The organism is Chryseobacterium piperi (assembly GCF_002285635.2).
Classification (GTDB): domain Bacteria; phylum Bacteroidota; class Bacteroidia; order Flavobacteriales; family Weeksellaceae; genus Chryseobacterium; species Chryseobacterium piperi.
This window is the reverse complement of sequence record NZ_CP023049.2, coordinates 4,427,824-4,441,389: the sequence shown is the minus strand read 5'-3', so window position 1 is coordinate 4,441,389 and position 13,566 is coordinate 4,427,824. Positions and strand designations below refer to the sequence as shown.

Sequence of the window (13,566 nt, the reverse complement as noted above, 5' to 3'; positions counted from 1 at the left end):
AAGAAATAGAATCTACTTGCTCACGTGGTGAAAAAGAAGTAATTTTATCCCCCCTTTTTAGGCTTCAATATATGAAAAAAGACATACAGATCGGCTATGAATATTTTAAAAATAGTAGCGAACTGAACGATATAGAAAAAAAACTGTTCGAAAAAGCAAAACAGGCTCGTGAAAATGCCTATGCCCCCTATTCTCAGTTTTTGGTTGGCTGTTCTATTTTACTTGAAAACGGAGAAATATTCTCCGGAAATAATCAGGAAAATGCAGCTTTCCCATCAGGACTTTGTGCTGAAAGAACAACCATATTTTGGGTAGCCGCCAACTTTCCGGATCAAAAAATTAAAAAAATCTTTATTGTAGGTGGTCCCAAAGAACGTTCTGAAAAAACACCTCCTATTCCACCTTGTGGAGCATGCAGACAAAGCTTGATGGAATACGAAACAAAACAACATGAAAATATCGATCTTTATTTTTCAAGTATGAATGGAGAGGTAGTGAAAGTACATTCAATTAAGGATTTAATGCCTTTTTATTTTGACGGTACCTTTTTATAATCTGTAAAAAGGTAAAACCGCAAAATCGCCAATTTGTAAATGAGGAGTTCAACAGGTTTTTGTCATTTCGAACAAAGTGAGAAATCTCTTAAATTAAAATTAGAAACTGTTCTTCCTTTATTAAAAGGACGTTCATCTACTCTGTTTAATAAAACCATCCATACGGGTTTTGTCATATATTCTGGCAGGTTACGTAGACACTTATTCTCTATATGTGGAAGTCTTGGATGCTTTCAAAATAATCCTGTATACCAATGTCTTCATTATTTCGCATGAGATTATCTTGTTTAATTTTAACAATAAATTGCTGGTTCTTTTTAAAAACTTATCTTTGCAAAACTTTGGTTTTCAAGCTATTGAAAATAATAGGGAATTGGGTGAAAATCCCAAACTGTCCCCGCAACTGTAAATCGCAATAATTATTTCTATAACAAACCACTGTGAAAACGGGAAGGTATAGAAAAGTGAAAGTCAGGAGACCTGCCAAAATGATAACTCAAAAATATATTGCTTTCGGAGGAAAAGTAAAATAGTATGAAAAAAACTTTAATACTACTTTTATCGTCATCTGCTTATCTTCTTTGTTTAGGACAAGAGAAAGCAATTGATACCGTTTATATTTTTGACAACCAAATGAATCGGGTAAAACTGTTTCATAAGGTCAATACACTTACTCCAAGTGATATTCAAAAGAACTCTTCCAACTTATCTGAAGTATTACGCTTTCAGTCTTCCGTTTATATTAAAGAAAATGGGCGTGGAATGGTCTCTTCTCCCTCATTTAGGGGGACGAGTGCACAGCAGACCGCTTTTGTCTGGAACGGAATTAATATCAATTCTAATTTTTTAGGACAGGGTGATATTAATAATATGCCTTTATTCGGATATGACCAGATGGAAGTAAAAGCCGGTGGTGGAAGTGTTATCTATGGAAGTGGTGCGATTGGCGGAAGCATCCATTTAAATAATGATTTAAGTTTTAATAAAGGCCTTAAGGCCTCTCTATATTCTGAAGTAGCCTCTTTTAGTACCTTTATTAATTTTGCACAAGCGGCATACAGTAATGATAAGTTCAGCTTCAAAGTTTCAGGAAACCATATCAATAGTCAAAATGATTATGAGGTTGAAGAAAAGAACTACCTGAACAGAAACGGCAGATATTATAACACTACTTTTAATCTTGGCGCTTCTTATAAAATAGCTCAACATCAGACAATTTCATGGCAAAGTCAGTTTTTTGATTCGTCACAAAACTATCCTATTTTTACAGAGAATGGGAATAAAACAAAGTATGAAACACAAAGTATCAGAAGTTTAATTTCCTGGGACATTAATAAAGGGAAGCTATCCAATAGTTTAAAAGCAGCTTATACTGAAGAAAATTTTCAATATTTTGGAATTTATAATACTCCAAAAACAAGTGGATCGACAGGAAAAAACTATATATTCAAAAATGATTTTAATTATTTCATTCTCCCTAAACTTAATCTGAATGTTATTACAGAATTTCAGGTAAATAAAGGAGAAGGATATCAGCCCAGAACCTCAGCAGAAAATACAGAGAGCATTGGAAATGTAAGCAGAAATGTAGGCTCTTTAGCAGGACTTCTTCGCTATTTCCCCACAAAAAATTTACGTTTTGAGGCAGGAGTAAAAAAAGATTTCGTTGAAGATATCAGCTCACCTGTTCTTTATTCATTATCAGGGAAATGGAATCCTTTATCCTGGTATAGCATAGGATTGAACGCATCCAAAAATTTCAGATTTCCTACTTTCAATGACTTATATTGGAATCCTGGAGGAAACCTTAATCTAAGGCCGGAAAAATCTTATCAGATGGATATGGACCATGAATTCAAACTGAACGCTTTTAAACTAACAGTAAGCCCTTATTACATGAGTATAACCGATAATATTGTCTGGCTTCCTACGGCATATGGATATTGGTCTCCGGTTAATATCAACAAAGTTGAATCGTATGGTGTGGAATCACAAATTACTTTCGATAAAAAATTTAATGACCATCATTTGAGATTTAATATTGGATACACCTTTGCTAAATCTATCAATAAAGAAACCAAAAAGCAAATGATGTATGTCCCTCTTCATAAAGTTTTTGGAAATTTTGATTATCAATATACCTTCTTAAAATTCTACGTTCAGGGAATGTTTAACGGAATTACATATACCACAACAGATGAAAAAAGAGAAGATGCATTGGATCCGTATTTTGTTTTAAATACAGGAGTTTCAGCAACACTTCTCAAAAAATACACTTTAGGATTTAAAGTCAATAATTTAACCAATACTGTTTACGAGACTGTATCGTTTTATCCGATGCCTAAACGCAACTACAGTATTTCTGCCACTATAAATTTTTAATAAAAAATAACATGAAAATAACTAGACTTTTACAGCTTTTATTTGCCACCGTATTATTATTCAATATTTCGTGTAGTACCGACAGTAGTTTCACTCTTCCCGAAATTACATATGAAAATGGGTTTCTAATTACCAATGAAGGGAATTATGGAAAACCTAATGCCGAGGTAACTTTTGTTTCCAGAGATTTAACTTTTAGCCAAAACAATATTTTTTCTAAAAATAATAATGGAAGCCAGCTAGGAGATGTTCTACAAGCTGCTGCATTCAGTGGAGATAAAGCTTATTTGTTATTAAACAATTCAAATAAAATCCAGGTAGTTAACCGCTATACTTTTAAAAGTGTAGGCGAAATTACCAATCAGATTAATTATCCCCGTTATATTGCTGTTGCTAATAATAATGTTTATGTAACCAATGATCAATACCAAGCAGCAAAATATCTAAGTATCTATAAAACTTCGGATTTATCGTTTGTAAAAAAAATAGCTTTCACAGAGAATGTTGAAAGAATTGTAGAAGCAGGAGGAAATATTTTTATTCAGAATGCAAGCTTTGGTTTTGGAAATAAAATTACATACATCAATACTTCCAGTAATACAGTACAGTCTACAATAACATTACCCAACGGAAATATTAACAGAACAATTTCCTACAACTCAAATGTCTATGTTATTGCTTCAACAACTACAGATTCTTACATCTACCAGATTTCAGGTACAGGAAATATTACCAAAACGACAAAACTAACAGGTATTGCCAATGCTACGAATCTTCAGATTGAAGGCGGAAAATATTTCTTCTCTTCAGCCAATAAAGTATATTCAATGGATATGAATACTACGACAGTTCCTACAGCGCCTATTATTACGGCAGTAGATGGTGGTCAGTTTTATACATTGTATGGATTCAGCGTTGTAGATGGTAAAATTTTCACATCTGACGTTAAAGGCTTTACTGAAGATAGTGAAGTTACTGTTTATAACACTTTAGGAACTAAAATTAAGTCCTTCACAACAGGTAAAGGAACTAATGGCGTTTATTTAAACTAAGAAACATATACTTCGGTATATTATATATTTTTTTTCATCATTTGTGTTTTTTTCCGGGCTGCCCTTTGGGGCAGCCCGGATTTCTTTTTTTAATTGTATTAAAAAAAAGAGACCGGAAAAATTATTCCCGATCTCTCATTGATTTTTTTATTTTTATTCAGCTCAGATTCCTAACCCCAGTTTCTCTGCTTCAGCAATGACAAACTTACGGGCTTCTTCATGGTCATTTAAAATTTCACCTTCTAGGATAGCTTCTTTTACTTTCTCTTTTAAAATTCCAATTTCCCGCCCTGGTTTAAGATTAAACATTCCCATGATTTCTTCCCCAGAGATAGGAGGTTGGAAATTTCTGACATGATCTTTCTCTTCAACCTCTTTTATCTTTACTGCAACGTATTCAAAATTCCTTTTGAATTTCTCCTGCTTTTTAGAGTTTTTTGTCGTAATATCAGCTTTACAAAGCGTAAACAGATCCTCCATATCTTCTCCAGCATCAAACAAAAGTCTTCTTAGCGCAGAATCTGAAGCATCATCCGTAATTAATGCAATCGGACGCGATGAAAGCTTTACCATTTTTTGTACATATTTCAAATCGGGGCCTAACGGCAACTTTAGTCTCTGAAAAAGTGTTTTGGCCATTTTTGAACCTAAAAATTCATGTCCGTGGAATGTCCATCCTGTTCCTTCTACAAATTTTTTGGTTGGTGCTTTTCCTATATCATGAAGCAACGCAGCCCAACGCAACCAAAGCTTATCAGTATGGATTGAAATATTATCGACCACTTCTAAAGTATGGTAAAAGTTATCTTTATGAGTCTGCCCTTCTACCTCTTCTACTCCTTTCAGCTCAATTAATTCAGGAATAATATAGTGTAAAAGTCCTGTTTGTTCCAATAGTCTTAATCCTATAGATGGCTTTTCCGAAAGCATTATCTTATTAAACTCTACCATAATTCTTTCCATGGAAACAATTTTGATTCGTTCAGCTTCCTGATTGATTGCAGATAATGAATTCTCTTCTATGGTAAATTGTAAGGTAGAAGCAAAACGAACCGCTCTCATCATTCTCAAAGGATCATCAGAATAGGTCTGAGCAGGCTCTAATGGTGTTCTCAGTATTTTATTTTCCAGATCTTCAACCCCGTTAAAAGGGTCAATAAGTTCTCCAAAATTATCCTTATTCAAAGAAATAGCCATTGCATTAATCGTAAAGTCTCTCCTCTTCTGATCATCTTCCAAAGTTCCTCCCTCTACTTCAGGCTTTCTGCTGTTTTCAGTATAACTCTCTTTTCTTGCTCCTACAAATTCAAGCTCAAGATCTTTGTATTTAATCATTGCCGTTCCATAAGTTTTAAAAACGGAAACTTTTAATTTAGGATCAATTTCCCGGGCTACACTTTGTGCTAATTCAATCCCACTCTGTTCAGTAACAAAATCAATATCCGTAGACGCTTTTCTCTTCATCAGCAAATCCCGAACATATCCGCCCACAATGTATACTGATTGATTATTTCTTGAGGCCACCTCAGAAATTATTTTGAAAAGTTTTAGATTTTTATTTTGACTAAGATTGATGAACATATTTATTATTTAATGTAAAACCACTAGGAAATCAAATAGTAAAGAAGCCGTTTAAATTTAAATATTACTTAAACAACCCTCATCCTTCTCAATCTCCTAATGGTTAAATGATTTTGCAAAGATAATTAAAATCTTGTTTTTTATTCCCTAAGTACTTTTATTCTGTTATCACTCCATATTTTTATAACGGAAGAACCTGAGTATTTTGAAACTTTTTCACGGTCTTCTTCTACAGCATAATCAACTAAATTAATGATCTCAGAAGAAATATCTGAAAATTTTAATGGGCTTTTATCACCGCTAAAATTAGCCGAAGTAGAAACTAGAGGTTTATTTAATTTTGAGATAAGCTTTTTACAGAAATCGTTTTTTACCAAACGGATTCCAATGCTCCCATCTTCAGCTAACAATTCTTTTGGCAAACCTTTGGGGTTTTCATAAACAATGGTTACAGGTTTCTCACTGAGATCAATAATTTCCCAGGCCATTTCAGGTACATCAACCAAATCCTGGAGCCTTTTTTCTGACTCTACCAGAATGATCATAGATTTGTTCTTTTCCCGCTTCTTAATGTCAAAGATTTTATTGACTGCCTCTATATTAGTTGCATCACAACCTATCCCCCAAATAGTATCTGTAGGATAAAGAATCGTCCCTCCTGATTTTAATATATTGATGATGTTTTCCATTTTAATTTTTTAGATGAATAGAAACATGAAAAAAATTGGTCATTGCCTTTTGATTATGTTTGTCTCTTGCAAAAATAGGAATTTTATTGTAGGTTTTGGCTAAAGCCAATAGGCATTTAACCTTGTGCAGATGGGCTAAAGCCCATCTCTATTGATAGCCATTGAATTGAATGGTATAAAATATGAAAGGGTAAACTAGCTATTCAATAGGAACGGGCTATAGCCCGTTTACTCTTTTAAAATCAAATCAAATTTGGCTTTAGCCAAAACTTAGCCCTTAAAAATTATATTTTTCAATAAATTTCTGATATTCTTCTGTAAAACTTTTTCTCGTGTGATGGCTTTCCTGGTCTTTTATATAATTTCTAACCACATCAATTTTTGATTCTGAAACAGAAACTGCAAAATACTCATCCTGCCATGCAAATTTTCTATGGTTAGCTTATTTCTATTAATCCAATAGGAAGATTCGCCTTTTATTAATTGTACTATTTTCTCAATATTTTGTCCGGAACCTAAAGAAATTAAACAATGGCAGTGATCCGAATAGCCATTAACCATATCCAGATAAATACCTTTTTCAGAGGCATTTTCTTTTATATGCTTCCATACCTTTATTCTTAAGTCTAAACTGTTCAAATAAGGAACTCTATTCTTCGTGGAGAATATGAGATGAATGTAAATATTGATAAATGACATTGTATTTTTATCAAAAATAAAAAATTTTATAATAGGTTTTGGCTAAAGCCCATCTCTATTGATAATATTTGTGTTAGTTGAATAGTACAACATACAAAGGCTACTATTTAAGGATTCAATTCTTTTAAAATCAAATCCAATTTGGCTTTAGCCAAAACCTATAAAAAAACGGGCTAAAAGCCCGTTCTTATATCTGTCTGTATTCTGAAAAAATACAATGATCTATTATTTTAAATTCGGCAAATACCTTTCATCAATAATGTTCAGATGATGATAATTATGCCCTACAATAAGCTTTCCTATTGTTTCAACTGAAATCTCATTTCCATTTGCATTTCCTATAGTGGCTAAAGCAGTTGGATGAAGGCTTTCCAATAACATTTTAGAGGATTTTCTCACAATTTTATACTCCTCAATCAAGGATTGTAAACTCCTTTCATTGGCAAAAGAATTATTGGCATAATCATTTTCATCAAAGCCTGGAAGGTCTTTTTTTTCGCCTCTTGCAACGGCTAAAACCCTGTATTGAAAAACTCTTTCTGTATCTGATAAGTGCAGTAACATTTCTTTCAAGGTCCATTTTCCTTCTGCATAAGCAAAGTGAGATTGTCCTTCTGTTAATTTAGAAAAAACATCTATCGTTTTTTCTCCTGATCTATTGAGTTCTTCCAACCAGTTTTCGGATGGGATAAGATCCAGATATCTTTGGATGTATTTTTGAAAATCTGTCATGTGATGAGTATGCTATTAGTATTAGTAATGGGTAATGGGTAATGGGTAATGGGTAATGAAAATAATCAATCGATATAATTACTTGTCACTTATTACTCATTACTTATGATTATTGTTCTGGGTTGGTCCATTCATAGAAGTTAGCGGAATCATATAATTCAAAACCGCTGGCTGGATATAGCTGATTTCCTATATCGTTACTTTTCCCTGTTTCCAGCAAAAGCCCACAAGCTTTTGAGGATTTACATAATTCTTTAGATTCTTCAATGAGTTCTTTAGAATAACCTTTTCCTCTATGATTCTTATTAACGTACAAATCATTCAGTAACCAGTATCTTTTCATTCTTGTGGATGAAAAAATTGGATACAATTGTACAAAACCTGTCAATTGTTCATTTTCTTCTGCAACAAAAATTTCAGAATCTTTATGTTCAAGCCTGTCTTTCAAGAAACTTTCGGCGCCTGGAATATCGGATTCTTTATGATAAAAAATCCTGTATTGGTCAAACAGTTTAGATAGCTGTGACAAATCCTGAACGGTTGCTTTTCTTGTTTTTTTCATTCAATATATACTTAATGGTGATCAAAACTCAGTACCCTTTTAAGCTTCCATTGTTGGTCTTCTGAAATCCATAGATGGGTAAATTTTGCACGTCCGGATTTTTCCCATTTTCCATTGTTATGATGAAAAAATTCATGATCTCCTTCCTGAATGAATCCATACAAAACTTTATCCTTGTACAAAGGATATATTTTCATACTTCCGGGAACCAATTCCCGTTTAACTTTTCCGGGAACACTACAAATATTGTTTTTTATTGAGGCAACAAAAGCTTCTTTCCCGTTTGTAATTCCTCCAACATCATGATAGAATTCGAGGTCATTGCTTATAATTGTATTATAATGAGAAGGATCACATTTATTAAATCCTTCATTGAAAACCAGGCTGTCCAGCTTTTTAGCTGTCTGGTACAATTCATCCGTCGTTTTAACCTGTGAATACAACGTCTGACTAAAAATGCCCAGGAAAAATATAATGCTAGCCCTTCTCATTATTTTATATTTATTAATCTGAATTAAGAAAATGCTCTTTCCAGATCTGCGATAAGATCTTCTGCGTCTTCAATTCCAACACTTAAACGAACCAAATCATCGGTAATTCCTAGTTCAGCACGTTTTTCAGCAGGAATAGAAGCATGAGTCATCAAAGCAGGATGATTCGCTAAAGATTCTACCCCACCTAAAGATTCTGCCAATGTGAAAACTTTTACTTTTTCTAAGAACTTAATGGCATCTTCTTTTTTTCCAGATTTAAAAGTAAATGAAACCATTCCTCCCGATTCCTTCATTTGAGATTTTGCCAATTCATATTGTGGATGAGATTCCAATCCTGGATAGATCACTTTATCAACAGCCGGATGAGTTTCAAGATATTTTGCAACGGCAAGACCATTATCAGAATGTCTTTGCATTCTCAATGCTAATGTTTTGATTCCTCTTAATACTAGATAAGAGTCATGTGGTCCTAAAATACCACCACTAGCAAATTGTATAAAGTGAAGTTTTTCTCCTAATTCGGCATCTTTAGCAACAAGTGCACCTGCAATAACATCAGAATGTCCTCCCAGGTATTTTGTAGCAGAATGCATAACGATATCAGCTCCTAAATCGATCGGTCTTTGGATATAAGGTGTAGCAAAAGTATTATCTACTGCTACTAAAATATCTTTTCCTTTAGCAATATCAACAACAGCCTTAATATCAACCAGTTTCATCAATGGGTTTGTTGGTGTTTCTACCCAAATCAGCTTTGTTTTATCAGTAATAACATCAGCAATTTTTGAAACATCATCAAAGTTAACAAACGTAAATTTCAGCTGATATTTTTCGAAAAGTCTGGTAAACATTCTGTAAGTACCTCCGTAAAGATCATCTACAGCAATCACCTCATCACCCGGGTTTAATAATTTTAAAACACAATCGATGGCAGCAAGACCTGAACCGAAAGCAAGCCCTCTTGCTCCGTTTTCAATACTTGCCAACGAGTCTTCCAACGCTTGTCTTGTAGGGTTAGCAGCTCTTGAATATTCGTATCCGGAGTGTACGCCCGGACTTTTTTGTGCAAAAGTAGATGTTAAAAATACCGGAACATTTACAGAACCTGTTGCGGACTCATGATGTTGTCCGCCATGTATAACTTTCGTATTAAAATTCATAATATTTTATAATTTACCAATATAACAATGTATCAGTTTACCAATGTTTTTTAATTGTTACATTGTTATACTGATACATTGTTATATTATTTTATTACATTTTTATTGCAGATTTTACAGCAAATTCTTCTGCCATTTGCTCGATCCATTGTGCCACGTCTTCTTCTCCTGTTGCTCTCTGATAGGTATTTCCTAACGAAACCAAGATCTGGTGAATAAACATTTTCATCTGATCAACCGGCATTTCTTTCGTCCAAAGATCGATTCTTAAAGCCTCCATTGCTTTTTCATCCCAAACAGAAATCATCGTTGCCTTAGTTTCTTCTTTTTCAATTCCTCCATCCTGAGCATTCCACGTAATGGTTTCCGGAATATGGTTTTCATCTAATTCAACGTCTATCGTTATCTGAGTCTTTCTCATATCAATTTTAAATTTTTCACAAAGTTAATACTTCTTGAGCTTATCTAAAATTTCTACGAAGTTATCTTCGTCAGGAAATGGAATATGAAGGTTAAATTTTCCAAACCTCTTACATTAAAATGTATACAACAAAAAAGACCTTTTGCAAATGCAGAAGGTCCTATATAAGTTGAAGGAACATCTATTTTGTTACACTCGGCTTATAACCAGACTGGTTAAAAATTTCCGTAGCATCCATTTTCAGGAAATCAGTAAGCTTTTTTTCAGGCTTCTCTTGCAGATATTTTTTACACACTTGCCATCCAGTAAAAATTCCTATCTGGGGAGAAGATTCATTATCGATTTCTGTGTAGAATTTAGAAAACGGTCCGGGAGCAATAAATCGTTCTACCAATCTTGGATCATCACCAAATATCAAATTACTTTCAACAAAATAATTCCAGATATTGGCCTCATTAGCTGCTGCCCAGTCATACTGTTGTTTCGTATAATTTATTTTCAGATAATCCGGAGTATCAGGTAAAAATGCATCCTGAAGAATCATCACTTTTCCATTAAACATCAGCTGATCAATAAACTTTTGATGATCTGCAGAAAAAGGAACAATGTTCTCTGCAAACATCCTGGACACTTTAGGAACAATATTATTAGGATTCATCGATTTTTGAAAATACAATTCCAATCCCTTATAATTAGGATTTTTATCCCCCATAAATCCTGTTATATCGATAAATAAAAGATTCCCTTTCTCATCATAAAAAATAGGATCCTGGATCATCTGTAAGGCAGATGAAAATAAATATACTTTGGGTCTTTTGAATTTAGGAAAATAATACTTGATGCGTGCAAATAACTCTTGAAGCTCTTTTTGAAGCTTTTGCCCATCTATCTTAGAAATCGCTTCCTTATAGATCTTTATTTCCTCAGTATCTGTTCTTCTTTTTGCGAAATCTGAATCAGAAACTGTTCCCTGAAACCATGGAAATTCAGTTTTAAACTGGCTTAAAGGAATAGCCTGATCATAAAATTGTTTGGAAATATCAGTCAGCTCAATTTTTTCTACGGGTTCTTTCAATTCAATTTTCCAAGGGTTCTGAGATTCTTTTTTACAAGAATACAGACCCAAAACTAAAATTGAAGAAAGCGCAATAGTTCTAAAAATCTTCATTATTTTTACATGAAATTTAAGTGTACGAAAATACGGATTTAAACATAATGTTATAATGAAAAATAAAATAAACGCTTGTTTGTTACAATATGTTTACTTTTTCATTATCTCAGGCTATTTCTGTTTTTTAGAATATATTAACTTAAAAAAACTACTCATGCAACTGGAAACTGAAAGATTAATTTTAAGAGAACTGGACGAGAATGATACTGAACGGCTTTTTCTTCTCGATTCTAACCCCGAAGTAGTCAAATATGTAGGTAGTCCTCCAGCAAAAGATATCAAAGAATCTGAAAAAATGATCAAAATGATTCAGCAGCAATATAAAGATAATGGGCTTGGTAGACTTGCGGTTGTTGAGAAGGAAAGTGGATTATTAATTGGCTGGAGTGGATTAAAACTACTCACAAAAGAAATAAATGGCTATAAAAATGTATACGAATTAGGCTATCGCTTCATTCCTGAATTTTGGGGCAAGGGTTATGCCGTAGAGTCTGCAAAGGCTTCTCTGGATTTCGGATTTAATGATCTCCATGCAAAAACTATTTATGCATGTGCTCATTGTGAAAATGACGGTTCCAATCATATTCTGAGGAAATTAGGATTTGAAAAAACAGGAGAATTTGAAGAACCGGACGGACTGTGCTTCTGGTATGAATTAAAACGTGAAAAATACGATTCAAAATAATGATTTTAAGACAAGAACGTGAAACGGATTATCCACAAGTTTTCAAAGTTGTGGAACAGGCATTTAAAGATGCTGAACACAGTGACCATCAGGAACAATTTTTATTGGAAAAGCTAAGGAAATCTGAAGCTTTCATTCCGGAGTTATCAATTGTTGCAGAGATCAATGATGAAGTTGTTGGCCATATTTTATTTACAAAACTTAATATTAAAAATGGTTTAGAAACCTTTACATCCTTAGCTTTGGCCCCGGTTTCTGTACAACCGGAATATCAGGGTAAAGGAATCGGAAGTCAGTTAATCAATCACGGCCATACGGTTGCAAAAGAATTGGGATATCAATCGGTTATTTTAATCGGTCACGAAAATTATTATCCTAAGTTTGGGTATGTTAAAACCAGTGATTTTGGCATATATTTTCCTTTTGATCTTCCCGAAGAGAATGGGATGGCTATAGAACTGATCCAAGATGGATTAAAAAATATTAAAGGTGTAGTAGAATACCCTAAAGAATTTGGAATTGAATAAAAATATAAATAATGCAGACACAAAAAGTAATAGATCATATTGTAAGCTGGTTAAAAGATTATGCTGAAAAATCAAAAGTAAACGGCTATGTTATTGGCGTTTCAGGAGGTGTAGATTCAGGAGTTGTTTCTACCTTGGCTGCAATGACAGGTCTTAAAACTCTATTAATTGAAATGCCAATTCGTCAGAAAGAGGATCAGGTGAACCGGGCATGGGAACATATGAACGATCTGAAATCCAAGTTTTCCAATGTAGAGGCAATGTCGGTTAACCTAACACCAGCTTTTGAAGAACTCTATAAAACCTTTAACGTACAGGAAGATTTATATCCTAATGAGAAGTTAGCTTTCGCCAATACCAGAGCACGTTTAAGAATGCTTACTTTATACTATTACGGACAAATCAATGGTCTATTAGTTTGTGGAACAGGAAATAAAGTGGAGGATTTTGGAATCGGATTTTACACTAAATATGGAGATGGAGGTGTAGATGTTTCTCCTATTGCTGATCTTTACAAAACAGAAGTATATACGCTTGCCAGGGCATTGAATCTGGTAAAAAATATTCAGGAGGCTATTCCTACGGATGGACTTTGGGATGTTGACAGAACAGATGAACAACAAATTGGTGCCACTTATCCGGAATTGGAGAAAATTCAAAAAGAATACGGAACCAAAACAGCTGAGGATTATGGGGGACGCGATAAAGAAGTATTTTTAATTTTTGACAGAATGCATAAGGCAGCACAACATAAAATGAATCCTATCCCTGTCTGTGATATTCCTGAAGAATGGAGATCCTAAAATAATGTAACAATGAATCAATATAACAACTAAAACCATTGGTAAACTGGTATA

General features: G+C 33.7%; 14 protein-coding genes, 1 pseudogene and 1 riboswitch. Of the genes and pseudogenes, 6 read left to right on the top strand and 9 right to left on the bottom strand.

What is annotated here, in order from left to right; genetic code table 11:
- Positions 1–71: 71 nt before the first annotated feature.
- From CJF12_RS19495 to CJF12_RS19485, 3 genes are all read left to right on the top strand, one after another.
- The gene (locus tag CJF12_RS19495; RefSeq protein WP_034687041.1) at positions 72–554 is read left to right on the top strand and encodes a cytidine deaminase; all 483 of its coding nucleotides are present in this window, start codon (positions 72–74) and stop codon (positions 552–554) included.
- A 325-nt stretch (positions 555–879) separates the two neighbouring features.
- A riboswitch (cobalamin riboswitch) is annotated at positions 880–1,056 on the top strand.
- A 32-nt stretch (positions 1,057–1,088) separates the two neighbouring features.
- Positions 1,089–2,936: a TonB-dependent receptor plug domain-containing protein gene (locus CJF12_RS19490; RefSeq protein WP_051887377.1), complete on the top strand. Its 1,848-nt coding sequence runs from the start codon at positions 1,089–1,091 to the stop codon at positions 2,934–2,936.
- Positions 2,937–2,947: 11 nt separating this feature from the next.
- The gene (locus CJF12_RS19485) at positions 2,948–3,988 is read left to right on the top strand and encodes a YncE family protein (RefSeq protein WP_034687043.1); all 1,041 of its coding nucleotides are present in this window, start codon (positions 2,948–2,950) and stop codon (positions 3,986–3,988) included.
- A 162-nt stretch (positions 3,989–4,150) separates the two neighbouring features.
- On the opposite strand, the gene CJF12_RS19480 is transcribed toward CJF12_RS19485, so the two are convergent.
- The 9 genes and pseudogenes from CJF12_RS19480 to gldB all read right to left on the bottom strand — a co-directional run bounded on the left by CJF12_RS19480 (position 4,151) and on the right by gldB (position 11,494).
- Complete coding sequence (locus CJF12_RS19480) at positions 4,151–5,569, bottom strand: CCA tRNA nucleotidyltransferase (RefSeq protein ID WP_034687045.1); 1,419 nt, start codon at positions 5,567–5,569, stop codon at positions 4,151–4,153.
- 140 nt (positions 5,570–5,709) lie between these two features.
- A complete protein-coding gene (locus CJF12_RS19475; protein ID WP_034687048.1) occupies positions 5,710–6,258 on the bottom strand; it encodes an L-threonylcarbamoyladenylate synthase in 549 nt (182 codons plus the stop codon).
- Positions 6,259–6,535: 277 nt separating this feature from the next.
- Positions 6,536–6,957: pseudogene (gene tnpA, locus CJF12_RS19470) on the bottom strand (IS200/IS605 family transposase).
- A gap of 225 nt (positions 6,958–7,182) precedes the next feature.
- Entirely contained in the window at positions 7,183–7,689 is a 507-nt protein-coding gene (locus CJF12_RS19465; RefSeq protein ID WP_034687050.1) for a DinB family protein, read from the bottom strand.
- A 109-nt stretch (positions 7,690–7,798) separates the two neighbouring features.
- A complete protein-coding gene (locus tag CJF12_RS19460) occupies positions 7,799–8,251 on the bottom strand; it encodes a GNAT family N-acetyltransferase (RefSeq protein WP_034687052.1) in 453 nt (150 codons plus the stop codon).
- A gap of 11 nt (positions 8,252–8,262) precedes the next feature.
- Positions 8,263–8,742 (bottom strand): nuclear transport factor 2 family protein, encoded by a 480-nt coding sequence (locus tag CJF12_RS19455; RefSeq protein WP_034687054.1) that lies wholly within the window; start codon positions 8,740–8,742, stop codon positions 8,263–8,265.
- A gap of 23 nt (positions 8,743–8,765) precedes the next feature.
- A complete protein-coding gene (locus CJF12_RS19450) occupies positions 8,766–9,905 on the bottom strand; it encodes a cystathionine gamma-synthase (protein ID WP_034687056.1) in 1,140 nt (379 codons plus the stop codon).
- A gap of 94 nt (positions 9,906–9,999) precedes the next feature.
- Positions 10,000–10,326: a gliding motility protein GldC gene (gldC, locus tag CJF12_RS19445; RefSeq protein ID WP_034687059.1), complete on the bottom strand. Its 327-nt coding sequence runs from the start codon at positions 10,324–10,326 to the stop codon at positions 10,000–10,002.
- 181 nt (positions 10,327–10,507) lie between these two features.
- On the bottom strand, positions 10,508–11,494 hold the full coding sequence (gene gldB / locus CJF12_RS19440; protein WP_034687062.1) for a gliding motility lipoprotein GldB: 987 nt from the start codon (positions 11,492–11,494) through the stop codon (positions 10,508–10,510).
- Between the two features lie 157 nt (positions 11,495–11,651).
- Here gldB and CJF12_RS19435 point away from each other — a divergent pair, with 157 nt between their 5' ends.
- Genes CJF12_RS19435 through nadE form a run of 3 tightly spaced genes read left to right on the top strand, consistent with a single transcriptional unit; the run spans position 11,652 to position 13,512 of the window.
- Complete coding sequence (locus CJF12_RS19435; RefSeq protein ID WP_034687064.1) at positions 11,652–12,182, top strand: GNAT family N-acetyltransferase; 531 nt, start codon at positions 11,652–11,654, stop codon at positions 12,180–12,182.
- Positions 12,182–12,709: a GNAT family N-acetyltransferase gene (locus CJF12_RS19430; RefSeq protein WP_034687066.1), complete on the top strand. Its 528-nt coding sequence runs from the start codon at positions 12,182–12,184 to the stop codon at positions 12,707–12,709. Before CJF12_RS19435 ends, CJF12_RS19430 begins: the two co-directional genes overlap by 1 nt.
- 11 nt (positions 12,710–12,720) lie before the next feature.
- The gene (gene nadE / locus CJF12_RS19425; protein ID WP_034687069.1) at positions 12,721–13,512 is read left to right on the top strand and encodes an NAD(+) synthase; all 792 of its coding nucleotides are present in this window, start codon (positions 12,721–12,723) and stop codon (positions 13,510–13,512) included.
- Positions 13,513–13,566 lie beyond the last annotated feature (54 nt).

What these genes read in the sequence shown, in the direction of transcription:
- CJF12_RS19495 (WP_034687041.1), top strand. Translation starts at nt 72, where the DNA reads ATGAAAAAAGACATACAGATCGGCTATGAATATTTTAAAAATAGTAGC.
- CJF12_RS19490 (WP_051887377.1), top strand. Translation starts at nt 1,089, where the DNA reads ATGAAAAAAACTTTAATACTACTTTTATCGTCATCTGCTTATCTTCTT.
- CJF12_RS19485 (WP_034687043.1), top strand. Translation starts at nt 2,948, where the DNA reads ATGAAAATAACTAGACTTTTACAGCTTTTATTTGCCACCGTATTATTA.
- CJF12_RS19480 (WP_034687045.1), bottom strand. Translation starts at nt 5,569, where the DNA reads ATGTTCATCAATCTTAGTCAAAATAAAAATCTAAAACTTTTCAAAATA.
- CJF12_RS19475 (WP_034687048.1), bottom strand. Translation starts at nt 6,258, where the DNA reads ATGGAAAACATCATCAATATATTAAAATCAGGAGGGACGATTCTTTAT.
- CJF12_RS19465 (WP_034687050.1), bottom strand. Translation starts at nt 7,689, where the DNA reads ATGACAGATTTTCAAAAATACATCCAAAGATATCTGGATCTTATCCCA.
- CJF12_RS19460 (WP_034687052.1), bottom strand. Translation starts at nt 8,251, where the DNA reads ATGAAAAAAACAAGAAAAGCAACCGTTCAGGATTTGTCACAGCTATCT.
- CJF12_RS19455 (WP_034687054.1), bottom strand. Translation starts at nt 8,742, where the DNA reads ATGAGAAGGGCTAGCATTATATTTTTCCTGGGCATTTTTAGTCAGACG.
- CJF12_RS19450 (WP_034687056.1), bottom strand. Translation starts at nt 9,905, where the DNA reads ATGAATTTTAATACGAAAGTTATACATGGCGGACAACATCATGAGTCC.
- gldC (WP_034687059.1), bottom strand. Translation starts at nt 10,326, where the DNA reads ATGAGAAAGACTCAGATAACGATAGACGTTGAATTAGATGAAAACCAT.
- gldB (WP_034687062.1), bottom strand. Translation starts at nt 11,494, where the DNA reads ATGAAGATTTTTAGAACTATTGCGCTTTCTTCAATTTTAGTTTTGGGT.
- CJF12_RS19435 (WP_034687064.1), top strand. Translation starts at nt 11,652, where the DNA reads ATGCAACTGGAAACTGAAAGATTAATTTTAAGAGAACTGGACGAGAAT.
- CJF12_RS19430 (WP_034687066.1), top strand. Translation starts at nt 12,182, where the DNA reads ATGATTTTAAGACAAGAACGTGAAACGGATTATCCACAAGTTTTCAAA.
- nadE (WP_034687069.1), top strand. Translation starts at nt 12,721, where the DNA reads ATGCAGACACAAAAAGTAATAGATCATATTGTAAGCTGGTTAAAAGAT.